Raw genomic sequence first — 21,501 nt, forward strand, 5'->3', positions numbered from 1 at the left:
TCGTGGCTCCCGGCAGACCCGATTCAGAGGCGCATCACGGCGCGATCGATATCCGTGAGCTGCCCGGCTGCCCGGAAGCGCGGAGCCGGTTCGGGGTAGATGCGCGGCTGTTGTATATAGGTTGCGGTATACAGCAGGCGGTTGCGATCGGACTGAATCCGGCTGCCCATATGCAGGCAGCGGGCCGTATTGACGATGAACGACGACAGGCGCGGCGCCACCATCTCCTTCACCGCATCAGGCCCGGTCTTGGCGAACACCTGTTGGTCGGTCATGTGGCTCTTCAGCGTGTTGCGGAACGGTTTGGAGGGGCCTGCCGGAATGAAGGTGAACGGGCCGTCGGCGGTGTCGCGGACATCCGTCAGATAGATGAAAAGCTTGCAGACGCGCTTGTCGTCGTGATCGAGGTGCCAGAGCTGCGAATAGCTCAGGGTCTTGCTTGGTGTCGGCTGCGACAAGGTCAGCAGCACGTCGGAGAGCTGCGGCAAATCGTGCATGAAATCGCCGATGATGCGAAGCGCCGCGGGTTGTAGCGCATAGCGCACAAAGGGATGGTCGGTCGCGAACGCGCCGTCGACGAGATCCTCATCAAGGAGGCTAACCCAGAACGATTTGTGTCCAAGCTGCTGCTTGCCGGAGAGTTCGTTGAGCCGGCTCATTTTGGCGTCGGCGACGGCGGCGACCGCCTCGGCCAGGCCGCATTCGACGATTGTGGACACGTCGACGTAGCCGTCTTCGTTGAGCTTGCGGCTTGCTTCGGCCCATTCCGGCTTGACCGGAAGCTGCTTGAGCAGGGCGATTCGCTTCGCTCGTGCCGGCAGTTGCAGACTCGTCAGACCGGCTTTGAGCACCCATCCAAGATCGGTCCGATTAACGTGCCAAAGAAGGCGGCGAAATTGGCTGATCTTCGGCTTCTTCGGTGTTTTGACACCTGCATCGATGGTCGTCATATGAGGTTGTCCGATCCCAGTAAAGCAGGTCTCTTTAACCTCGGACCCCCGCTTTTGCTACCCTAAAGTGCCGCCGGGGAGGTGCCCTTTCGACTGAAATAGCTCCGTCCCAGTGCGCCAATCATCGCGCGTTGCTTCGCACTCAAGACCATAAAATACTGAGCAACCCATGTGGCAGCGCAAAATGCAACCATAAGCCCTGTGAGGGTGAGCATGTCTTGGTTAGGCACGACCAAAAGGATGGCAGCGAGGGAAAGTCCGCCGACGATGAGTATGGACCAATGGGCGACGATCGCCAGCCAGAAGGCCTTCGAATCTATCTCAAGTTCTCTGACAAAGATCATAAGTTGCCAGGGCACAATCGCAGCGGTTCCAATGGTCTGACCGAGAATGAACGCCCGCTCTGCGAGGAGATGGACCGTCGCGAGTGTTACCACCGCCCAAATCACCAGATGAATCATCATCAACATGTTCAATTGACGCTGAACCTTGGTCCGCGTCATGAACAGAGTATTGCCGAAAATGATGTACTGGAACGACATCGTGACCACGAACATAATGCCCATCCAGTAGGCGTAAGGAACGATCTGTGGTCCGATCCACAGCTGCATGATGGCGGGCGATATCACCGCCGCAGCGACAAAGGGGGGCACGGTCACGATGGGCAGCATCATGATTCCGGCTTCACCAAATTTGTTGAACTGCCCGTGGTTGTTACGCTGATCGAGCCGGCTTACGACCGGCAGCATTGCCGAGATTAGTAAACTCGCGACGACTTTTGCCAGCCGCGGTATTCTGACCAAGGTGTCGTAGATGCCAACGCTCTGCGGCCCGAGATATACACCGATCAGGAATGGCTGGATCGGAGCTATGATTCCGCCGATCAACTTACCCTGCATTACCAATATACAACGCGTCATGAGTTCCCGGTTGGCTTCCCTTCCAGGCGGTGACAACTTGATTCGCGTGCGTCCGAGAGCAGCGATCGCGGCGATGAGAAGGATCACTGCGCGCAGCAGAGCACTCCCAAGGAAACAGTACGTCACCACTTCGTAGGGTTGGTCAGATTTCGCCGCGTAAATGGTAGCGCCTACGTAGAGCGAGGTTGTCAAAAATTCGCAAAGTCGCAACAACCCGTAACGTTCGAAGCCCTTGACGATGCCTTCCCAGACGAGGGCCGGAAAGAGCAAGATGTTGCTCGCGGCCGTCGCTAGCAACATGTTAGTAAAACTTGCGGTGTGGGCCGACCTCGACCTTGAACTGGGCGACGATCAGGGGGGCTGCCAACCACATCGCGAGGCTAACGACGATTGCGAGAAGAATGGAGACCGCTGCTAACAAAAGAATTTGGCTGCCGGCCAGACGCCAGTCCCGGTGCTCCCTGGCGCGTGCCACGACCTGCGTCGTTACCTCTGGCAGACCGAAATCGATGACGCCAATCAGGCCAGACGGCAAGAAAAGGCGGGTGAGAACGATCAGGCCGAACTCTGCAACGCCCCAGGTGCGAATAATAATCGGGATGACCACAATGCCGAGGATTGCGACAAGACCGAAGACGATCGCCGATACGAGCGTATTCTGGATGAGGCGCCTCAGCATCGCATAGCTCGTCTCACCACGCGGTCAGGCCGCCGTCGACGGCGATGTTCTGTCCGGTGACATAGGATGCCGCGTCGGACACCAGGAAAAGCATTGCGCCCACCATCTCGTCCGCGCGGGCCATCCGGCCGAGCGGAATGCGGGCCCCGTAGCGTGCCTTGAAAGTCTCGTTTTGCCCGCTCTCCACGCCGCCCGGGGTGAGCGTGTTGACGCGAACGCCTTTCGCCGCCCAATAGGTCGCCAGATGCTTGGTCAGTCCGATGACGCCGGCCTTGGACGCCGTGTACACCGCGGGCGTATTGATGGCGCGACCGAGATATTCGGAGCCTTCGTAGATGCGCTGGTCGGGCGCCATCAGACCGTAGATCGAGGCGGTCTGCACGATAGCCCCGTAGCCGCGTTCGGCCATTCGACCGCCGAAGGCCTGGGCGACGTTGAACATGCCGTCGAGATTGACCGCCATGATCTCACGCCAGGTCTCCAACGAAAACTTCTCGACGGGTGCGAAGAATGCGTCGACGTCGCGGGTCTTGCTCGCGGCATTGTTGAGCAGGATAGAGACCGGTCCGAGGTCGGCTTCGATCGCATCGGCCGTGTTGCGCACGGCGTCGGGCTGGGTGATGTCGCAGCCATAACCCCTGGTGCGGACGGCGTGGCGCGACGTGACGTCGGCTGCCGCCGCATCGGTCGCGGCCTGGTCGAGATCGACAATCGCGACATTGGCACCGAACTCGGCGAGGCCCTCGGCGAAGCGACGGCCGAGGATGCCGCAGCCGCCGGTGACGACGGCAGTGCGGCCGGTGAGATCGAACAGAGCCTTGAAGCTCGTGGTCATCGCTTAAGCCCCCTCAGGCCGGCAGTCGCTGGCGCAGCAACAGGTCCACCAGCGCAAAGTCGAGATCGGAATCGATGTCGATCGAGCGCTCTTCCGGCATCTCGAACAGGCGTGTGTCCGGATAGAAGACGGCGGGCTGCGCCAGGAAGGCCTCGACGCGCCAAACGTAGATCGATGCGTTCATGTCGAAGCAGCGCGGCGCATCCTGCCGGCGCGTGATTGGAGGATTGGCGGATTTGGAGAGGCCAACGCTGCCATCGGTGCGCTGCTCGACCAGGTTGAAATAGGGCGAGCGGCGTGCAGGCGCGCCGGTGATAACATTGCGGGCGTCGCTCTCGCGCAGCAGTGCAACCGCACCGGCGATGTCGGAGGCGAGCCTGAGCGGCGAGGTGACGTCGAGATCGACGAAAATCTCGGGCATCTTGCCCGTTTGTGCGATGGCCTGCTCGAGACAATGGCGGATCGCCGGCAGCTTCGGCGCGGTATCGGTCGCCATCTCATCCGGACGCTTCACCGCGATGTCGGCGCCTGCCTTCAGCGCGGCCTCGAGCAGAGCTTCAGAATCACTGCTGAAGGCGATCGCGTCGAACAGGCCGGTCTCGCGCGCCTGCTCGATGCTCCACGCGAGCACGGGCTTGCCCACGAGTTCGCGAGCATTCTTGCCGACGACTCCTTTCGAGCCACCCCGCGCGCAGATCGTGCAGAGCAGAGTCATGGCGATATCCAGGACTTGGTGCGCAGAGCACGCTCGCTGGCGTCGATAAGATGTACGACGCCGAGCGCCTCGGGCAGCGAGCAGGCGGGCCTCGCGCCATGCATCGCCGCGACATGCATGTCGCGATAGGTTTGATCGCGCTCGCTGCGTATCTCCGTCCCCTTACCATTGACAACAAGTCGGCTGCCGACGAGATCGGCCTCGATGGTGTCGTCGTCGACATTGACGCGAATGCGGCGAACGCCCTGACGGTCGAGATAGTCCATGTGGACGTGGACAGATGGTGCCCGCTGCATATCGAGCAGCAGGTCGAGGTGGTCGTCAACGTCGATATCGCGCGCGCCGGACGCGCCGCCGAGCGCCGCGACGCGATGCCACGGCCCGAACAGCCACAAGAGATAGTCCAGTTCGTGGCTGAGATCCCGCAGCACGCCGCCTCCGGCCTCAGCCGTGGCGGAAGCGGTCGCACGATGATCGCGGCCGGGCCGCCAGTCCCTGATGTCCTGGCCGACATAGGCGGCGACCGTGATGACTTCGCGCCCGCGCAAGCTTTCGGCGAGCGCGGTCATCACGGGGTGAAAGCGCAGATTGTACCCGACGCTGACATGGGAAAACGGATATTTCGGCGGCGGCGCCGGCGCTGCGAATAACGGTTTTTCGACAAGGACTTTGCCATGGAAACCGGCCTGCGCGAGCTCTTGCAGGTCGTCTGCATGGCGCGCAGTCTCGGTGGCGATCACCGCATAGTCGGGATTTGCGCCGGCGATGGCCTGCGCAATGGCCCCGTAGTCGCCGCCTTCGCGGCGGCTGACAGTCACGACACGAAGCCCCATCTCTCGCAGGACGCGCGCATGCCTTGTGCCAATCGAGCCGAGGCCGACCACGACGGCGGTTGTCGATGTCACGGGAAGACCTCGTGAAATTCCGCATGCGCCTGCTCGAAATCCTCCAGACGACCGATGTCGAGCCAATATTCGCGGATCGGATAGACCGCGACGCGTCCCTCGCCGGCGATCACGCGCTCCAGCACGGTCGGCATATCGACGCTGACGCCCGGTGCGACATGGCGAAAGACGGAGCTGCCGATCACATAGATGCCAGCACTGACGAACCAGCTCTCGGTCGGCTTCTCGCGGATGGCATCGAGAAAGCCCTCCGACGTGGAAACCACGCCATACGGTACGTGCACCTTGTGCTCGCGGACGGCCATCGTCGCTTCCGCCGGCGTTCCGTGGTGGAACTCGAGAAGAGCCCGGTAGTCTATCGTGGTGAGAATATCGCCGTTGGTGACGATCATCGGCAGAGCCGGTGGCGTCGGGAAGAGTCCGAGCGCGCCTGCGGTTCCCAGGCGTTCCGTTTCGTGTATGTACTGGATATTGGCGCCGAAGGCGGTGCCGTCGGCAAAGTAATCTTTGATTGTCTCGGCCTTGTAGTTGACCGAGATGAAAATGTTGCCAAAACCCTGCTGCACGACGTTGCGAACGATCGTCTCGAGCAGCGGCCGGCCGCCGACGTTGAGCATCGGCTTCGGCACCTCGCGGGTCAGCGCGCCCAGGCGTTCGCCGAGGCCGCCCGCCATAATCAGCACCGGATTGGGATAGTGGCGCGGTTCGAGCAATTCATCGAGGGTCTCAACCAAGACCAGATGCCCGCCTTCGTCGACGAGCGGGAGCTGCTTGATCGATTTCTGCCGCATCAGTTGCAGGCGGTCCTCCCGCGGCAGCGCCGCAGGAGCCGACACTGGCGCACGGCTCATGATGTCGGTCGCAAGTCCGGCGAGAGGGATGCCGCGCAATAGGCCACGCCTCACGTCACCGTCGGTGACCACGCCCAGAAGGCGATTCTGGTCGTCGAGCACGAGCGCAATCTGGATGCTTCCGCTCTCGATGGCGGCAATGGCCTCGCCCACGGTCGCCTGCGTTCCAACGACGGCCTTACGCCAGGATTTCATGGCAATTCTGCCTCGTATACGCCGGATTTCGGGGCCGCCCGCGGCTTAGGTCTGCTATATCGCGGCTGCGAGACGCGACGTCAACCCCAACCGCGTTTCCTCGGGGGGTCCGTTAACCTCAGCTTTTCGTGGTTCGAATCAACGGTTTGTAGGCCCGCCGTCCCGCCGCTAAGGTTGTGCAGCGCAGGGGAATCGGCATGGACGATCTCATCATCGTGGGCGGCGGCGAACACGCCTTTATGGTCTACGAGGCGGCGCTGTTGTCCGGTCGATTCAAGGTAGTCGGGTTCCTCGATCGCCAGCCCGCGACACTGGGCGACGTCAGCTATCTCGGAACCGACGATGCTGCGCCGAACTATCCGGACGCGGCCTTCGTGATCGGTATCGGAACGATGCAGGCGGGACCCGCACGCCGGCAGATGATCGGCCGCATGCAGGTCAAGCGCTGGGCGACGGTGATTCATCCGCGCGCGATCGTCTCGCCCTCAGCCGGGATTGGTGCAGGCACTGTCATCATGCCTGGCGCGATCGTCAATGCACGAAGCCGGATTGGCAATCACTGCATCATCAATTCCGCTGTCGTCGTCGAGCATGACGTACGGATCGGCGACTGTACGCATCTTTCACCGGGAACCGTGGTCGGCGGCGGCGCAGAGATCGGCGAGAACTGCTTCGTCGGTCTCGGCAGCCGGATCAGGGACCACATCGCGATCGGCAACGACACGCTGATTGCGATGGGATCGGTGGTCATGGCCCCATGCCCGCCAGGATCTGTCCTTCGCGGCATTCCGGCAAAGCCGCAAGGCTAGACCGGATCGTCCGGATCGAGCGCGCGCGGCACTGCCGTCCCGATCAGCGACCAGTACTCGATCGGCGGCCGGCCCGCACCGGGCCGCTTGGTCGTGATATCGGCGGGGCCGATGGTTTCGCCGGCCTTCAGCGCACGCGCCGCCACGATGCTCTTGCGCGCCACCGGCACGTTCCTGATCTCGGACTCTTTCGGAGCCTTCACGCCGTCGCCGAGCGCACGCTCCACGTTGCGGATGGCCGCAACCATTTGCTTGAAGTCGTCCGGCTCCAGCGAGGCCGCGTGGTCGGGGCCTGTGGCGTTACGATCCAGCGTCAGGTGCTTTTCGATTGTTGTGGCGCCGAGCGCGACCGCGGCCACTGAAACCTCGAAGCCATCGGTGTGATCGGAATATCCGACCGGGAGCTGGAACGCGGAGCGCATTGTCGCCATTGCGGCAAGGTTCACATCCGCTATGGGGCAGGGATATTCGGTCGTGCAGTGGAGCAGGCTGACGTGCCGCGCAAGCGCTGTGCGTGCCGCCGGATCGCGCCACGTCGCGCGGAAGGAGGCAATGCCGGGCGGATCGTTGCGCTCGCCGTAGCCATGAGCCAGTACGCCGAGCGCGTCCTCGATCTCGCCGAGCGTTGCCATGCCGGTCGACAGGATCAGCGTCGCGCCAGCCTTCGCGGCCGCATGCAGCAGCGGCGCATTGGTGAGATCGCCTGATCCGATCTTGATGCGCGGCAGTTTCAGCGACACAAGAAAGGCGAGCGAGGCGTCGTCGAAAGGCGTCGACAGGAACTCGATGCCGCGCTCCCTGGCGCGCGCGATCAGCGTGTGGTGCGCGGCTTGTGGCAGTTCGAGCCGTTCCAGCATGGCAAGCTGGCTCTCAGCCGCGTTTGTCGTGCGCTGCTGATACTCAGCCTTCTTCGCCGCACCGCCCGCCAATGCCTTCGCATTGAAGGTCTGGAACTTGACGATGTCGGCGCCGGCGTCGGCGGCCGCGTCCACCAGCGCCAGCGCTTTCTCCAGGCTGCCATCATGATTGACGCCGGCTTCCGCGATGATCAGTGTGTGCGTCGTCATGGCCGCGCTCCGCTTGCCGGAAGGTCATAAAAGCCCTTCGCCAGAAGCTGCCTGAAATCGGGGATGCCGGCGACGATGTCGGCAAATCGGCGACTGGATTCACCGTCCCCGTAAGGGTTGACGGTGGCTTGACGGCCGCGCTGGAGAGCCGCCGAGATGGCGGCTTCTATCGAATCGCGCTTGGGCGCTGCGTGAAATACCGATGCCGCTCGTTCACGTCCCTTCTGACGATCGCCGATATCGACCGTGGGAACGCCGAAGGAAGGCGCTTCGAGCACGCCGCTCGAGGAATTGCCGATCACCAGGTCCACCTGGCTCATCAGGCTGAGGTAGCGGAGCTGTCCGAGCGAGGCGACCGCGATCGTGTTCGGCCGGCCCGCCGCAAAAGCTTCGATCCGTGCGTTCAACGCGCGGCCCTCGGCATCGGCGTTGGCGAGGGTGAACACGAAACGAAAGCCGGGATCGAGCGCCGACAATGCCGCGAACAGCTCGCCCAGTTCGGCCACCGAGCGCCCGGTCTCGACCGTGACGGGGTGGAACGTGATGAGCGCGTTGCGCGCACCGAGCGGCATCCCGATCGCGCGGCCGATGTCGTCGCGGTCCATCAGGGCGAGATGCTTGATGGCATCGATGCCAACCGAGCCGATGGTGTGAATGCGCGATGGATGCTCGCCGAGCTGTATCAGCCGCCGCGTCGAGCCCGGGTTGCTGGTGAAATGCAGATGCGACATCTTGCTGATGGCGTGACGGATGGACTCGTCCACTGCGCCCTCAGTGACATCGCCGCCGAACAAATGCGCCATCGGCAGCCGCATGAACATCGCCGCCTGCGCGGCCGCGAACATCTCGAAGCGGTCGCCGAGGGCGACCACGAGATCCGGTCCTAGCCGCGTGAAGGCATCGGCAAAGCCGATGACGCCGAGGCCGGCCGATTTCGCGACGCCGGCCCCAGTGTCGCTGCTGAGCAGCGTCTCGATACGCTCGTCGACCTCGAACCCCTCGTCGCGGATAGCATTGAAGGTATAGCCGAACTCCGGCGCGAGGTGCATGCCGGTGGCGACGAGCTGAAGCGTCAAGCCGGGCGTCTCGCGGATTGCGCGCATCGGCCAGACCAGCAGCCCGAAATCAGCACGGCTACCGGTAACGAAGCAGATTTTTCGCGCGACGCTATTCATCGCGGACCCTAATGCTGGCGCTGCTCGGCAGGTTGATCAACCGGCGTTCGATCGACTCGGCGGCCGAGAGATCGCCGCGCGGGTTCTGCGCGAACATCGGCAGCTTGTGCATCAATGTCCAGGCAGGACGCGCGCCAAAACCGGCGTCGTTGAGCGCGGCGAGGACCTCGTCGCGCCGCTCCGCATGAGCCTCGTCGAGCAGGATCGCGTTCAGCCAGTAATTGCTCGTGGTGTCCTTTGGCTCGCGCGAGAAGCGGCCGCCGGGAATATCCGCGAAGGCGCGTTCATAGGCCAAGGCAAGCTTGCGCTTGCTCGCCAAAAAACCATCGAGCTGCTCGAGCTGCGCACAGCCGAGCGCCGCGTTCAAATTGGGCAGGCGGTAATTGAAACCGATCTCGTCATGCACGAACGCCCATTTGTGCGGCAGCTTCGCGGTGGTGGTGAGATGCTTGGCGCGGCGCCCCAGTTCCTCGTCATTGGTGAGGATAGCGCCGCCGCCGCCGGTGGTGACGATCTTGTTGCCGTTGAAGCTCAGCGCCGCGAGCCGCGTCTGCGATCCGACTGCGTGCCCCTTGTAGGTCGAGCCCAGCGATTCTGCGGCGTCCTCCACCAGCGCAACGCCCCACTCGCGGGCGGTCGCGGCAATCTCGTCGAGCTCGACCGGATGCCCGAACGTGTGCATCGGCGCGATCGCGGCGATGCGGCGCCCGGTCTCGCGATTGACCGTCCCCTTGGCGGTGCGCTCGGCGATCTCGTCGAGCCGCGCGGCGAGTGCGCGAGCATCCATGCCGAGCGTGACGAGCGAGCTGTCGACGAAATGCGGCGTTGCGCCGCAATAGGCGATCGCATTGGTCGTCGCGATGAAAGTTAGCGCTGGCGAAATGACCTCGTCGCCAGGCTCGACGCCGGCGAGGCGGAAGCAGGCATGCAGCGCGGCAGTGCCGTTGACGACGGCCACCGCGCGCTTGGCGCCGGTGACCTCCTCCAGCATGCGTTCGAACCGATCGACGAACGGCCCGACGGAGGAGACGAAGGTGCTCTTGATGCACTCTTCGAGATAGGCGATCTCGTTTCCCGCGAACACCGGCTCGTGCAGGCCGAGAATTCCGTTGGGTGTTCCCACAGCGCGCCGTACGGCATCGACGATGGTCTTGGGTTCGAAGTCTGACCTGGTCACTGGACTGTCCACCATCGCCTCAAACGTTGTAGACGTCAGCCTTGTAGCGGCTGAGGTTTGCAGGATTGGTGAACCAGTCGACCGTCTTGATCATCCCGCGGCGCATGCCGTCGACACCGCCGAATTCAGGGCTCCAGCCAAGTTGCTGGCGTGCCTTGGAATTGTCGGCCCACAGCCGTTCGACCTCGCTGTTGGCGGGACGCAGGCGCGCCTCGTCGGTCTCGATTTCGATGGTCGTCCCCATGACATCGGCGATCATCTGCGCGGTCGCGCCAACGGCGATCTCAAAACCGCTGCCGAGATTGATGGTCTGGCCGACGACTTGTTCCGCAGGCGCCGTAAGGCCCGCGATCAGGCCGCGCGCAGTGTCGGTGACGAACGAGAAATCGCGCGTCGGGCTGACGGCACCGAGGCGGATACTCCGCTTGCCGGTCGCAATCTGGCTGATGATCGTCGGGATCACCGCGCGCGCCGATTGTCGCGGTCCAAAGGTGTTGAACGGCCGGATCACCACGACGGGCATGTCGAACGAGGCCTGGAACGACAACGCCATCTGGTCGGAGGCGATCTTCGAGGCGGAGTAGGGCGACTGTCCGACCAGCGGATGGCTCTCTTTGATCGGAACGGTCTGCGCCGTGCCGTAGACCTCGCTGGTCGAAGTCTGCACGAAGCGGCGCACGCCGGCCATGCGCGCGGCCTGGAGCACGTTCACGGTGCCGCGCACGTTGGTTTCGACATAGGAGTCGGGCGCGACGTAAGAGAACGGGATCGCGATCAACGCCGCCAGATGCAGCACGTCGGTGCAGCCGTTCGCGGCCGCGATCATGAAGTGGGGATCGCGGATGTCGCCGGCCACGACCTCCACCGACGTCATGATGTCGGCCGGCACCGTGTCGAGCCAGCCCCAGGAATTGAAGGAATTGTAATAGACGATCGCCTTGACGCGGGCACCGGCTTTCACCAGCTCCTCGACGACATGCGAACCGATAAAGCCGTCGCTGCCGGTAACGAGGACGCGGGCGTCCCTCAGATCTGCCATGCCGGACCCCAAAGGGCGATTAAGCCAGTGTTCGCAACAAGATGGCGCTATAGCACATTGGCCGTCGCGTGCAACAGAGCACCGTTCGATATCCGCCAAATGCCCGGGGACGCAGCGCTTTTGGGCGCCGCCCTAGGCGTTTCCGGCAGATACCAGGCGCTGCTTCACGAACGCTTCCAGATCCCCGCCGGAAAACAGATGGCCCGCAAGGCCTGCGGCCTGCGCTGCCTCCATGTCGCTGTTCTTGTCTCCGATCACCATGCTGCGCGTCATGTCGATTGGGAAACGCTGCGCGAGGTCGTGGATCATGCCGGGCGCCGGCTTGCGCCGGGCGCTCGTGCGGCAATAATGCGCGACGGTGCCGTCGGGGTGATCGGGGCAATATTCGAACGCGTCGATGTGGGCGCCGACCATCGCCATCTGGTCCGCCATCCAGCGGTGCAGGGCGACGACGTGATGCTCCTCGTAGAAGCCGCGTGCGACGCCGGATTGGTTGGTGATGACGAAGGCGAAGTAGCCGGCGTCGTTGACGGCCTTCACGGCCTCGCGTGCGCCTTCGATCCATTCGAGCTTGTGCGTCTCGAAAGTGTATCCTGAATCGTGGTTGAGCACGCCGTCCCGGTCGAAGAACACGGCCGGCCGCCGCAGCTTCTCCCTTAATTCTCGATCGGCGCGGGCGAAATCATCGGGAATGCCGATGTCGATGAAGTAGCCGCGATAGGCCGTGCCGCGCAGCGCGCCGGACTTGACAAGGCCGGGGAACACGTCCTGCTCGAGCGAGGCAGGAAGCGTCGTGATGCCGGCGAGAACGGACTTGTCCACGACGTAGATCCCGGCATTGACCGGCCCCGTCGCGCCGGCACCCGGAGCGATGAAGTCACGCACCACGTCACCGTCGAGCACGACGCGCCCATAGCGATCCCCGAGGACCCCGTCGCGCAGTGCCATGTGAACGTGCCCACGTTGCGCGCGCGCGACGAGATCGAGCAGGTTGAAGTCGAATAGCGAGTCGCCGTTGAGCAGCAGGAAGCGATCTTGTAGATGTCCGCTTGCGTGCACCAGCGCGCCGGCCGTGCCGAGCGGTTCGGTCTCGCGCGATACGACGATGCGCGCGCGACCACGGCTCGCCCCGGCATAGTGTGTCTCGACGATTTCGGCCTTGTGGCCGGCCAGTAGCAAGATTTCCTCGAAAATGTCGTAGCGAGCGAGTTCACCGATCAACATGTCGAGAAACGGACGGCCGCCAATCTCGAGCATCGGTTTCGGCGTCAGCTTGGTACGCTCGCCGAGGCGCGTGCCGAGGCCGCCGATGAGGATCACGGCCTGTCTCAGCATGGCGAAAACCATTCATGATGGAGGATTGCGGTTCCCGCCCGGCCGTCAATTTCATGGACTAAGCTGGTCATCGAAACTACTTAGACACCCGCAACTGTTGTCTCGGCCGAATGAACCTCACGGCTCTTGTAAGTGCAGGACCATTGATCGTTGTGACCGCCCAGGGCAGCAGGGATAGGCCCTCGGCCGCGAGGCGCGATTCCAAGATCAGGCTAACCGCGAGTGCCGCGATCTTGATCCAGTAGCTCTCCACCGTGACAAAATTCAACATGCCGCCGATATAGGACACGAAGAATCCATACAACACATAAAGAGCCATGAACGCCGACGCATACCGCCCCTGGAGGGTGCCTTTTACGATCAGTGCGGTCAACAAGGCAGCGATGGCGCCCCACCCGAGAAGAAATGCCCAGGAATAGATCGGGCCAAACAACTCGAAGAAAATTTCCGGAAATCCGCCCGCAAATTGGAAACCTGCCAAAATATGTTCCGACGTTCGAGGTTCGCCGATTGTTTCGAGCATCAAGTACTGCGGAGTGGTGTTCTTGCCAGGATCTAGCGGATGTTCAAAAAGGAAATTGTAAACTTTGTCGGGCTGCCACTGATTGAGAACGAAAATCCGCTCATAGGAAATCCAGCCCATTTCACTGGGCTGGATCAACGAGCGCTCCCAGAATTCAGACATCACTTCGGAGCCGTGATAGCCGCGGACCGACACCAGATTGTTGAAGATCGCCGCCGCGGCCAGCGCAATCACAAGCGCAAGGCTGGCTGCCATCATCGCAATATCGCGTGCTCGGAACTCGCGTCCAATCCAATGAAAGGGTACCGCTGATTTCCGAATCTCAGCCTGCGCAGCGACCGCTGAAAGTGGAATCAGGAAGAAGCTCAGCAAACTATAGAACGCCGAAAAACGATTACCGCTGAGAAACATGTAAACGAGCAAGGTTGCGAGCAGACCCACGTAGCGAAAGTCGATGCTGCGGTTTCGTAACCGTCCTGACGCGACCATAAGTCCCCACCAGAACGCGAGGAAGCTGCCGTATCTGACGACCCAGCGGTGAGCCTCCCCGGCCGTGCTCGATGTGTACTCATGCCGTTCGGTGTGCACGAACAGCGGAATTGAGCCACGGCGCGCCATGTCCACAAGCAGATAGGCTAGAAACAGCGATGACAACGCGAAAGTTAAGTCGGCAATGGTGAAAACCTCGGCCGGCGCACACCGGCGATCACACTGGTGCACCCACACTTTGACCGCTTTCGATTGCAGTACGAGAACAAACGGAGCGAGAGTCACGAAGTAGGCCAGCACGTGCAACGGAGTGGCAAGGCCGGGGCCAACATAGCGAACGGTCTGTGAAGACCAGACAGGTCCGGCAAGGTCGATAAAGGCCGTTGACCCAGTCCGCCAGAGCATTGTGAACAGAATGAAAAAGAACCCGAGAAAAATCACCGGCCGATAGGCGGCCAAGTACAGCACAAAAAGCCAGAATGCGCTTGCCGGCAAAATAACCGCGATTTGATCAAGGGCGAGCATCGATCTCTGTTGTACGATCAGCCAATCGGGGCCAAGGACCTATGGCCGCCGCGAGGAGGCATATTGCTAAAAGCATCACTAGTCCCGCGATGATCGAAGCGGTCAGGGTTCCGAGTGCTCGTGAAGCTACAGGAGAAATCTCCAGTGCGGGCTGAGCCACGGTAGCTTCGCTTGAAGCTGCCAGATTCTCGTCGATCTGGATACGATCTTTGAGCGTGTTCCAGGCGGGAAGAGCGGCAGTCGCTGCGAGGGACAAAATGGTTGGTGATGGACGAGGGCTCCCACCGGCATCCATGTTTAAGATGCGCGCGTTCAAATCGTCGTTAGCTTTCTCGATCGCCGCAACACGGGCCTTCGAGTCGCCGATTCTGGCTCGCAGCGGCGCCAGACTGCGGTCAAGCAGTGCTGCGTGGATGCTGCTTGTTTCCTCGGCCACAGCTTTAAGCGCACTTCGCACGTCGGCGGGTGAGCCCGCCGAAAGCTCGACGCGGACCATCCGATCGCCGTCCAAGGCGACGCCCCGAAGGCTGGCAGTGAGCATTTGCTTCGAAAACGCAGCGGTATCTGGATCGAAGGAAGTCCGATCTGCTACTCTCTCCTTGAACCTCTGGTCAGAGATTCGGGCGACCAAAGCCCGTGGCGGTTCCAGTGGCGCTAAAGCAGGGCCGGACAACTGCACAATAAAGCTGACTGGCGGCGCTTCGCCGATTGTGATCGTTGTTTGGCCGATCCACGCGTCCGGCGGCTTGGGGTGGTAAAACACAAGCGTCAGCACGACTGCGGCAATCGTTGCGCCCGCAACAAGCCACTTTGATCTCCAGATGTGCTCTGCGCTGAACTTTAGGGTTGCCCTTAAGTCCGGCGCCGAGCCAAGAGAGTGACGGTCCACAAAAATTCCCCACGAGCATGCACCACCAATGATCATAGAATGGTGCCCTGCAAAGTGGCAAGCCTACAGCAACAACCTCGCCCTAGCCTAGCAGGATTAACCGGAGGAATGAGCAACGTCGAAGTCTGTTGAGCCTAATTGGTCTAATGGGCGAGTACAACCGTCGATTTGTTATAGAAACGCGCGATACAGTCGTTCGGCAATTGCGTTGCGGTTTCCTTGAGTTCGTCCCCCGCCAATGTGCGCGGTGACGCTGTCCGGCGGGGAACGACAACGTCCCGGTCGCCCGGCGCCGAAAGGAGCGCGTTCCGTGCTTGGCTTTCCCGCCAGTAGACAACGAGTTGCGGCCACTCGTCCAAGACTTGCACATAGGTCGGTGCGGTCCTGATAGGTAAGATATGCCATGTACCGTACGCCGCTGCCACGAAGGCGAGCAGGCTGGCCGCTTGCGGCAAATGGAATCTTTGAAAGTGAAGCAAGAAGCCGAGGATCGCCTGCACGATAATGACACCGCAGGCCGACAGCAGCACGATCTCCACGGCCACCACCTCGTTTCGTGCCCTCAGCGCGAGCACCTCGCCGGTTGAGTATGCGCCGATGAAATAGGACGCGAAGGCCCAAAGCGCGCCGAAGCAAAGCAGCCCCACGGCAAATAGGATGTTCTGTCCGGCAATTTTCGGTTCCAGTCGTCGCGCAGTGGCGATGCCGAAGCAGGCAACCAGGATCCCAAAGGATTCTGATGCCCCTGGACCTGCCCATTGTGTAGCAATAGTCCGCAAGATAGATCATCGCATTGTCGAGCGATGCGGAGATGTCGCCGCTGCGATCATAGGCGCCGAGGCGGATGACGTTGCTTGGGGAGAGCAAGACGACGCTGTAGCTCAGAAGGATGATGCCGATGAAAACGAGGTGCCGGGCCACCTGAGCCTCGCGCCCGAGCGTCATCAGCCTGAACAGAAGGGACAGAACGGCTGCGCCGAGCAGAATGAATCCGGTGAATTCATTGAGCATCGCGGTGAAGGCGCAGAGCAGACCCGCCAACAGGAATGAAATCGCGCTGATGCGAGCGCGGTTTAGTGAAACGTTGGTTGTCCACGTCACAAAAAGCGATGCGCCGATCGCCGCGGTCAGGTAGCACGCCTCGCCGGTCACCCAGTAAACGAATTCGCTGATATTCGGGACGATGCTGAGAATCGCAGAGCCGAGAAGGAGCCCGAACAATCCGTTGAGCAAGTAATTGTTGGTTCGAAGGAGCAATGTTGCGGACGCGATCAGGCTGGCGATGAATGAGAGAAAGGCCAAAAAGTTGAAGAGGGGGTAGACAACAAAGAGGTCAAGGTGGGTGCCGCTCGCTACCAGGGAGGGTAGAGTGATGATGATTAGGGCAGGCAGTCGCCCCGTGACTGATACGTAGTATTGGTGGACCGCCGCGGCTGCCTGACCGAGGTTTTGCGAAGCTAGGCAGAAATCGTCAGTCGATGGACTGCTGTAAAGCGCCGCTGACGCAAATGGCAACAGAAGCCATAATGGCAAGCAGCACAGCAAGGCGTATCCGAACCGAATCAGACCAGTGAGCGGCTTGCTGGCTTTTTCATTCATTGCGACGGACGTTCCGTGTTGTGTCTCGGTTGAAGCGATCTTTACCGGTAAGTTCAAGGGCCGCTTTCTGCTCGATCGGGACGAGATTGGGGATTGGACCGACAAGGATATTCGTGCTGGCGACCCCGTCAGCAAACGTTTGCCAATCGCAAAAATGGATGAGGCACCGATAGTAGCTGAGCGACAATTCAAAGTTGTTGAGCACCGGCAACTGCGGACGAACCTGGATCGTCGCCTGGGGGCCCCGCAGATCCATGTTGCGAAACGCGGCGCCGTCCATTTGCATGGCGGCGTCGATCTCCTGGAGAATGGTCGCACGCTCGTTACGACCGGTGAATCCGAAAAGGGGGCGACTGTCCCAAGCTAGATGCAGGCCTCCCGTTATTTCCGTGATCCCGTAGTACGTGTGGCCCGGATAGTCCAGAAAACCGTCAATCAAGTTGAATACCGCCGCAGGCGGATTGCGATAATCCCGCTCGAGCTGCTGGATCATCGCCGATTGCCGAATCCAGCGGGCTTGCTGGAAAAAATAGCTATTCCATAGCGAGCAAATGTTGATCGAGAGCACCCCTAAGCAGAATAGATAACCTGCAATTCTGTTGGATGCGGACTGAACGAGGCGAAGGGCGGAGATGACGACCAGCCCCAGAGGAAGGCCGAATAAAAGGAGATGTCTGGATTCGTAGAAATGCCCGGTCGGTGCAATGCCGACGCTGATGTAAGGCAGCGCGCAAAGGATAAATAACGCGGCGCCTGCAACTGCAGGCCATGCCAGATCGAGCAGTTTTTTCTGATCCCGGGGCACGTCGGCGATCCCGTGCAGTGCCGGGATAGCCACCATCGAGAGGCCGACAAGGAGCGACAAGCCAATTAGCCAGTTCGATTGCACCGCAACGTGCAGTCCGTCAAGCGCAGGTTCGTATGAACTCCAGCGAAGGAACTGCTGGAGCAGGGACAGCGCGCTGCCGAAGTCGGGAAACCGGATGAGATAGTAGTCGCGGTAAGGACCGATTTTTGGAAAGAAATGATTGATCGAGACCAAATAGACGATGGGTAGTGCAAGATAGTCCGCAAACCTCAGCGCCAAACGAGCCATGCGGCTAGTAAGCGGCTGATCGTCCACGGCCGCCGGCGCAAGCAAGCAGAAACTTACCAGCAGGCCAACCAAGAAGACAACGATCATCGAATTGATGGCGAAGCTGCAGAAGATTGCGGCCAAGCTTGCTATACGCAAGCCAATGCGCGGGCGAGGCGAGGTCGCGACGATGGCAAACAGATTAAGTCCGACACAAAGCAGGGCGAAGCTAAACAAGTAAGGTGCGGTGATCTTGGTTGCCCAGTCGCGAAAGCCAGCATAGCTCCAGACGAGGAAAACGGTGATCAACGTCTCGAATTCGGACAGGATGCCCAATCGTGTGAGGAATGAACGCAGATTCAATGCGCCGATCGCGATGCCTGCGAGCGCTAGCACATTTAGAAAGGCCGTTGGATTACCGCTCAGGTTGCCCAAAGCGCAGTAAAGATAGGTGATTGGATGGCCTGCCCCGTGAAGCAGAAACGAAATCATCGTCTGATAGTCAGGCTTGATCTTGAAAATCAGCCAATCGTCGCCGTACAGACCGTTGTTGAACGCGAGGGGAGCGTGCGCGATCAGTAGAGAGCATACCAAGAGGAGCGAATATCTCGGATCCGAACGTGCGTCCGTGCAATTAAGCGCGGTGGCGTGGGCGGATGTGGTCGGTGTCAATTCGAAGTCCATCAGAGATCGCGCCAAGAGCACATGTGAATGGACTGTCTGTCAAAAATTGACCCGCTCGCGCTCGACGACGATGGGTCGCCGCCGGACCTGGTTGAAGATCGCAACGATGTATTCACCGAGTACGCCGAGGAAGAAGAGTTGCACGCCGCCGAAGAAGAACAGGCCGATAACGATCGTGGGAATTCCGCGCGGGCCGATGTCGAAGCCCGCGATCTTGAGCAGGAATACGACGAACGCATAGGCGAAGCTCAGCGACGCAATGATCAGCCCGAAGAAGAACGCCGAGCGCAGCGGTACAGTCGAGAAGCTGATGGCACCGAGTAGGCCTTGGTCGATCAGGCTCGACAGCCGGTTGCGCGATATGCCGTGCTTTCGAGCCAGCCAGGTGTAGGGCACACCGATCGAGCGGAAGCCGCATTCGAAAGGCATCATCCGCATGAAGGGCTGTACGTCCTCGAACTGCTTCATGGCGTCGAGCACCTTGCGGTCAACCAGCTGGTAGTCGCCGACGTCGGCCGGATAGTCGACATAGGACATGCGGCTGATCATCTTGTAGTAGAGATGTCGCGCCGTGCGGCTCAGGAACGGCTCCTCGCGCCGCGCGCGGATGCCGAACACGATCTCGTAGCCTTGCTCCCAATGCTTGACGAATGTCGGGATCAGCGCCGGCGGGTCCTGCAAATCGGCCGGCATGAACAGCACCGTGGCGTCGCCGGTCGAGGCCAGCACGCCGTTGTAGGTGTTCCTCAACACGCCGAAATTTCGGGAGTTCACGATGACCTTGACCGAGGGGTCCTGGGCCGCGATCTCCTTCAGGATCTCCACGGTCCGGTCGGACGAGGCGTTGTCGCAGAAGATGTGCTCGCGCTCATAGCCCGGCAGTTCCCGATCGAAGATGTCCTTGACCGCCGCGTAGCACTCACGGATCCCCGCCTCCTCGTTGTAGCAGGGGGTCACAAGGCTGATCTTCTTCGGCATCAATCCTCCAGGACGTCCATCGAGGGAGATCAGTCACCCGCGGGTCTAAATCAGGCGGATGGCCGCCGCCCGAGGCGGTTGGCGCCCCGAAGGTGGGGTTGCCATCTCTGAAGCGTTTCTTTAGCAGGTAGGCTGACAACTTCAACCGCTGCTAAAGCGGGGTCATAGATGCCTGATCCTGTTGACAAGACTGGGCTAATCGTTCTGATGTGACGTTTCCTGCTGGACGGGTGTGAGCATGAAGGCAGTGATTTTGGCGGGCGGGTTCGGCACTCGCATCACCGAAGAGAGCCACGTCAAGCCGAAACCCATGATCGAGATCGGCGGCAAGCCGGTCCTGTGGCACATCATGAAGATCTTCTCGTCCCACGGCATCGACGAGTTCATCATCTGCTGCGGCTACAAATCGTACGTCATCAAGGAGTATTTTGCGAACTACTTCCTGCATATGGCCGATGTGACGTTCGACCTCGCCAACAATTCGATGGAAGTTCACAACAAGTTCGCCGAGCACTGGAAGGTGACGCTGGTCGATACCGGCCTCAACACCATGACCGGCGGACGGCTCAGGCGCATCAAGGACTATGTCGGCAACGAGACCTTCTGCATGACCTATGGCGATGGCCTCGCGGACGTCGATATCGGCGCGCTCCGGGCGTTCCATTGCGCCCACGGGCGTCACGCGACGGTCACCGCCATTCAGCCGCCGGCGCGATTCGGTGCGCTCGACATCGACGACGACGTCGTTCAGCATTTCGAGGAAAAGCCGCGCGGGGACGGCCGCTGGATCAACGGCGGCTTCTTCGTTCTGGGGCCGGCGATCTTCGACTATCTCGGCGACGATGCGACGATCTGGGAGCAGGAGCCGCTCAAGCGCTTGTCGCAAGACGGCCAGCTTGCCGCCTACCGCCACGCCGGTTTCTGGGAGGCGATGGACACGCTACGGGACAAGCTGCATCTGGAGCAACTCTGGGACAGCGGGCGGGCGCCCTGGAAGCGTTGGCCATGAACGCCGGTTTCTGGACAGGCAAGCGCGTTCTCGTCACCGGCCATACCGGCTTCAAGGGCGGCTGGCTGGTCGCGTGGCTGCGCCATCTCGGCGCCGAGGTCGCAGGCCTTGCGCTGCCGCCGGCGACGACGCCCAATCTGTACGAACTGGCGCATACCAGGCAAGACATCGTGTCGATTTTCGCCGACATCCGCGATCCCGCTGCTGTCAAGGCGGCGTTCGAGCGGTTCCAGCCCGAAATCGTGTTCCATATGGCGGCGCAGGCCATCGTGCGTGCGTCCTATGAGGACCCGGTTGGTACTTACGCGACCAACGTGATGGGCACCGTGCATGTGTTCGAGGCGGTGCGGAGTTCCGGCGTGCGCGTGCTGGTCAACGTCACGAGCGACAAATGCTACGCCAACAGGGAATGGGTCTGGGGCTACCGCGAAACGGATCCGCTCGGCGGCAAGGATCCTTACTCCAGCAGCAAGGCCTGTGCGGAACTGGTTACGGCGGCTTACCGGTCGTCGTTTTTCAGTGGACCAAGCCGGATCGGGTTTGCTAGCGCCCGCGCTGGCAACGTCATCGGCGGCGGCGACTGGGCTCAGGACCGCCTCATCCCCGACGTAATTGCGGCGATTCGCAGCCAGCAGCCGGTGCCGGTCCGGAATCCCGAGGCGGTACGGCCGTGGCAGCACGTGCTCGAGCCGTTGTCGGGCTATCTCTTGCTCGCCGAGCATCTGTGGCGGGACCCGGCCGCCTTCTCCAGTGAATGGAATTTCGGTCCCGACGCCGACAGTGTGCGCACCGTTCGCTGGCTGGTCGACCGCCTGGCCGTGCTGTGGGGTGTTCCGCCTCAGCAGATGCCGCAGCCGGGCCAGCATCCGCATGAGGCGCGGCTGTTGTCGCTCGACAGTTCCAAGGCGCGGGCCCTGCTCGGCTGGGCGCCGCGGTGGGGCCTCGATCGTGCCGCCTCCGCCGTGGTGGAATGGTACAAGGCTTTCGAGCAAGGCATAGCGGTCAGGCCGGTGATGGTTGACCAGATCGATGCTTTCATGAACACACAACGCGACTAGCTGAATTTCTCCGGCCCGAG

At 61.3% G+C, this 21,501-nt stretch carries 20 protein-coding genes; 3 read left to right on the forward strand and 17 right to left on the reverse strand.

The window, feature by feature from the left end; all coding sequences use genetic code 11:
* Positions 1–23: 23 nt before the first annotated feature.
* From AB3L03_RS29905 to AB3L03_RS29935, 7 genes are all read right to left on the reverse strand, one after another.
* The gene (locus AB3L03_RS29905; protein WP_247819985.1) at positions 24–950 is read right to left on the reverse strand and encodes a hypothetical protein; all 927 of its coding nucleotides are present in this window, start codon (positions 948–950) and stop codon (positions 24–26) included.
* A gap of 62 nt (positions 951–1,012) precedes the next feature.
* Positions 1,013–2,140 carry a lipopolysaccharide biosynthesis protein gene (locus AB3L03_RS29910; RefSeq protein WP_368507550.1) on the reverse strand — a complete coding sequence of 376 codons (1,128 nt, stop codon included), beginning with the start codon at positions 2,138–2,140 and terminating at the stop codon, positions 1,013–1,015.
* 31 nt (positions 2,141–2,171) lie between these two features.
* Positions 2,172–2,549 (reverse strand): hypothetical protein, encoded by a 378-nt coding sequence (locus tag AB3L03_RS29915; RefSeq protein ID WP_368507551.1) that lies wholly within the window; start codon positions 2,547–2,549, stop codon positions 2,172–2,174.
* Positions 2,550–2,562: 13 nt separating this feature from the next.
* Positions 2,563–3,384 carry an SDR family oxidoreductase gene (locus AB3L03_RS29920; protein WP_247819983.1) on the reverse strand — a complete coding sequence of 274 codons (822 nt, stop codon included), beginning with the start codon at positions 3,382–3,384 and terminating at the stop codon, positions 2,563–2,565.
* Between the two features lie 13 nt (positions 3,385–3,397).
* Positions 3,398–4,099, reverse strand: a complete 702-nt coding sequence (locus tag AB3L03_RS29925; protein ID WP_247819982.1) for an acylneuraminate cytidylyltransferase family protein — start codon at positions 4,097–4,099, stop codon at positions 3,398–3,400.
* Entirely contained in the window at positions 4,096–5,004 is a 909-nt protein-coding gene (locus tag AB3L03_RS29930; protein ID WP_368507552.1) for a Gfo/Idh/MocA family oxidoreductase, read from the reverse strand. Before AB3L03_RS29930 ends, AB3L03_RS29925 begins: the two co-directional genes overlap by 4 nt.
* The gene (locus AB3L03_RS29935; RefSeq protein WP_368507553.1) at positions 5,001–6,050 is read right to left on the reverse strand and encodes a nucleotidyltransferase family protein; all 1,050 of its coding nucleotides are present in this window, start codon (positions 6,048–6,050) and stop codon (positions 5,001–5,003) included. Before AB3L03_RS29935 ends, AB3L03_RS29930 begins: the two co-directional genes overlap by 4 nt.
* A gap of 197 nt (positions 6,051–6,247) precedes the next feature.
* Between AB3L03_RS29935 and AB3L03_RS29940 the strand changes: the two genes are divergently transcribed.
* Positions 6,248–6,859, forward strand: coding sequence for an acetyltransferase (locus AB3L03_RS29940; RefSeq protein WP_368507554.1), 612 nt, complete (start codon positions 6,248–6,250; stop codon positions 6,857–6,859).
* Here AB3L03_RS29940 and neuB read toward each other — a convergent pair.
* The 10 genes from neuB to AB3L03_RS29990 all read right to left on the reverse strand — a co-directional run bounded on the left by neuB (position 6,856) and on the right by AB3L03_RS29990 (position 19,414).
* Positions 6,856–7,926, reverse strand: a complete 1,071-nt coding sequence (neuB, locus tag AB3L03_RS29945) for an N-acetylneuraminate synthase (RefSeq protein ID WP_368507555.1) — start codon at positions 7,924–7,926, stop codon at positions 6,856–6,858. The genes AB3L03_RS29940 and neuB overlap by 4 nt on opposite strands.
* A complete protein-coding gene (gene neuC, locus AB3L03_RS29950) occupies positions 7,923–9,101 on the reverse strand; it encodes a UDP-N-acetylglucosamine 2-epimerase (protein ID WP_368507556.1) in 1,179 nt (392 codons plus the stop codon). Before neuC ends, neuB begins: the two co-directional genes overlap by 4 nt.
* On the reverse strand, positions 9,094–10,278 hold the full coding sequence (locus tag AB3L03_RS29955) for a LegC family aminotransferase (RefSeq protein WP_368507557.1): 1,185 nt from the start codon (positions 10,276–10,278) through the stop codon (positions 9,094–9,096). Before AB3L03_RS29955 ends, neuC begins: the two co-directional genes overlap by 8 nt.
* Positions 10,279–10,297: 19 nt before the next feature.
* Positions 10,298–11,317, reverse strand: a complete 1,020-nt coding sequence (locus AB3L03_RS29960) for an NAD-dependent 4,6-dehydratase LegB (protein ID WP_368507558.1) — start codon at positions 11,315–11,317, stop codon at positions 10,298–10,300.
* A gap of 132 nt (positions 11,318–11,449) precedes the next feature.
* Positions 11,450–12,652 carry an HAD-IIIA family hydrolase gene (locus tag AB3L03_RS29965; RefSeq protein WP_368507559.1) on the reverse strand — a complete coding sequence of 401 codons (1,203 nt, stop codon included), beginning with the start codon at positions 12,650–12,652 and terminating at the stop codon, positions 11,450–11,452.
* 76 nt (positions 12,653–12,728) lie between these two features.
* Positions 12,729–14,189 (reverse strand): DUF6418 domain-containing protein, encoded by a 1,461-nt coding sequence (locus AB3L03_RS29970; RefSeq protein ID WP_368507560.1) that lies wholly within the window; start codon positions 14,187–14,189, stop codon positions 12,729–12,731.
* Positions 14,176–14,964, reverse strand: coding sequence for a hypothetical protein (locus AB3L03_RS29975; protein WP_368507561.1), 789 nt, complete (start codon positions 14,962–14,964; stop codon positions 14,176–14,178). Before AB3L03_RS29975 ends, AB3L03_RS29970 begins: the two co-directional genes overlap by 14 nt.
* 285 nt (positions 14,965–15,249) lie before the next feature.
* Positions 15,250–16,677: a hypothetical protein gene (locus AB3L03_RS29980; protein WP_368507562.1), complete on the reverse strand. Its 1,428-nt coding sequence runs from the start codon at positions 16,675–16,677 to the stop codon at positions 15,250–15,252.
* Positions 16,670–18,436, reverse strand: a complete 1,767-nt coding sequence (locus tag AB3L03_RS29985; protein WP_368507563.1) for a hypothetical protein — start codon at positions 18,434–18,436, stop codon at positions 16,670–16,672. Before AB3L03_RS29985 ends, AB3L03_RS29980 begins: the two co-directional genes overlap by 8 nt.
* 39 nt (positions 18,437–18,475) lie before the next feature.
* Positions 18,476–19,414 (reverse strand): glycosyltransferase family 2 protein, encoded by a 939-nt coding sequence (locus AB3L03_RS29990; protein WP_247819969.1) that lies wholly within the window; start codon positions 19,412–19,414, stop codon positions 18,476–18,478.
* Positions 19,415–19,652: 238 nt separating this feature from the next.
* Here AB3L03_RS29990 and rfbF point away from each other — a divergent pair, with 238 nt between their 5' ends.
* Positions 19,653–20,423 (forward strand): glucose-1-phosphate cytidylyltransferase, encoded by a 771-nt coding sequence (gene rfbF / locus AB3L03_RS29995; RefSeq protein WP_368507564.1) that lies wholly within the window; start codon positions 19,653–19,655, stop codon positions 20,421–20,423.
* The gene (gene rfbG, locus AB3L03_RS30000) at positions 20,420–21,481 is read left to right on the forward strand and encodes a CDP-glucose 4,6-dehydratase (RefSeq protein ID WP_368507565.1); all 1,062 of its coding nucleotides are present in this window, start codon (positions 20,420–20,422) and stop codon (positions 21,479–21,481) included. The genes rfbF and rfbG overlap by 4 nt, the downstream gene beginning before the upstream one ends.
* The last annotated feature ends 20 nt before the right edge of the window (positions 21,482–21,501 follow it).

It is taken from the genome of Bradyrhizobium lupini (assembly GCF_040939785.1).
GTDB lineage: Bacteria > Pseudomonadota > Alphaproteobacteria > Rhizobiales > Xanthobacteraceae > Bradyrhizobium > Bradyrhizobium canariense_D.

What these genes read in the sequence shown, in the direction of transcription:
- AB3L03_RS29905 (WP_247819985.1), bottom strand. Translation starts at nt 950, where the DNA reads ATGACGACCATCGATGCAGGTGTCAAAACACCGAAGAAGCCGAAGATC.
- AB3L03_RS29915 (WP_368507551.1), bottom strand. Translation starts at nt 2,549, where the DNA reads ATGCTGAGGCGCCTCATCCAGAATACGCTCGTATCGGCGATCGTCTTC.
- AB3L03_RS29920 (WP_247819983.1), bottom strand. Translation starts at nt 3,384, where the DNA reads ATGACCACGAGCTTCAAGGCTCTGTTCGATCTCACCGGCCGCACTGCC.
- AB3L03_RS29925 (WP_247819982.1), bottom strand. Translation starts at nt 4,099, where the DNA reads ATGACTCTGCTCTGCACGATCTGCGCGCGGGGTGGCTCGAAAGGAGTC.
- AB3L03_RS29935 (WP_368507553.1), bottom strand. Translation starts at nt 6,050, where the DNA reads ATGAAATCCTGGCGTAAGGCCGTCGTTGGAACGCAGGCGACCGTGGGC.
- AB3L03_RS29940 (WP_368507554.1), top strand. Translation starts at nt 6,248, where the DNA reads ATGGACGATCTCATCATCGTGGGCGGCGGCGAACACGCCTTTATGGTC.
- neuB (WP_368507555.1), bottom strand. Translation starts at nt 7,926, where the DNA reads ATGACGACGCACACACTGATCATCGCGGAAGCCGGCGTCAATCATGAT.
- neuC (WP_368507556.1), bottom strand. Translation starts at nt 9,101, where the DNA reads ATGAATAGCGTCGCGCGAAAAATCTGCTTCGTTACCGGTAGCCGTGCT.
- AB3L03_RS29960 (WP_368507558.1), bottom strand. Translation starts at nt 11,317, where the DNA reads ATGGCAGATCTGAGGGACGCCCGCGTCCTCGTTACCGGCAGCGACGGC.
- AB3L03_RS29965 (WP_368507559.1), bottom strand. Translation starts at nt 12,652, where the DNA reads ATGCTGAGACAGGCCGTGATCCTCATCGGCGGCCTCGGCACGCGCCTC.
- AB3L03_RS29970 (WP_368507560.1), bottom strand. Translation starts at nt 14,189, where the DNA reads ATGCTCGCCCTTGATCAAATCGCGGTTATTTTGCCGGCAAGCGCATTC.
- AB3L03_RS29980 (WP_368507562.1), bottom strand. Translation starts at nt 16,677, where the DNA reads ATGAATGAAAAAGCCAGCAAGCCGCTCACTGGTCTGATTCGGTTCGGA.
- AB3L03_RS29985 (WP_368507563.1), bottom strand. Translation starts at nt 18,436, where the DNA reads ATGGACTTCGAATTGACACCGACCACATCCGCCCACGCCACCGCGCTT.
- AB3L03_RS29990 (WP_247819969.1), bottom strand. Translation starts at nt 19,414, where the DNA reads ATGCCGAAGAAGATCAGCCTTGTGACCCCCTGCTACAACGAGGAGGCG.
- rfbF (WP_368507564.1), top strand. Translation starts at nt 19,653, where the DNA reads ATGAAGGCAGTGATTTTGGCGGGCGGGTTCGGCACTCGCATCACCGAA.
- rfbG (WP_368507565.1), top strand. Translation starts at nt 20,420, where the DNA reads ATGAACGCCGGTTTCTGGACAGGCAAGCGCGTTCTCGTCACCGGCCAT.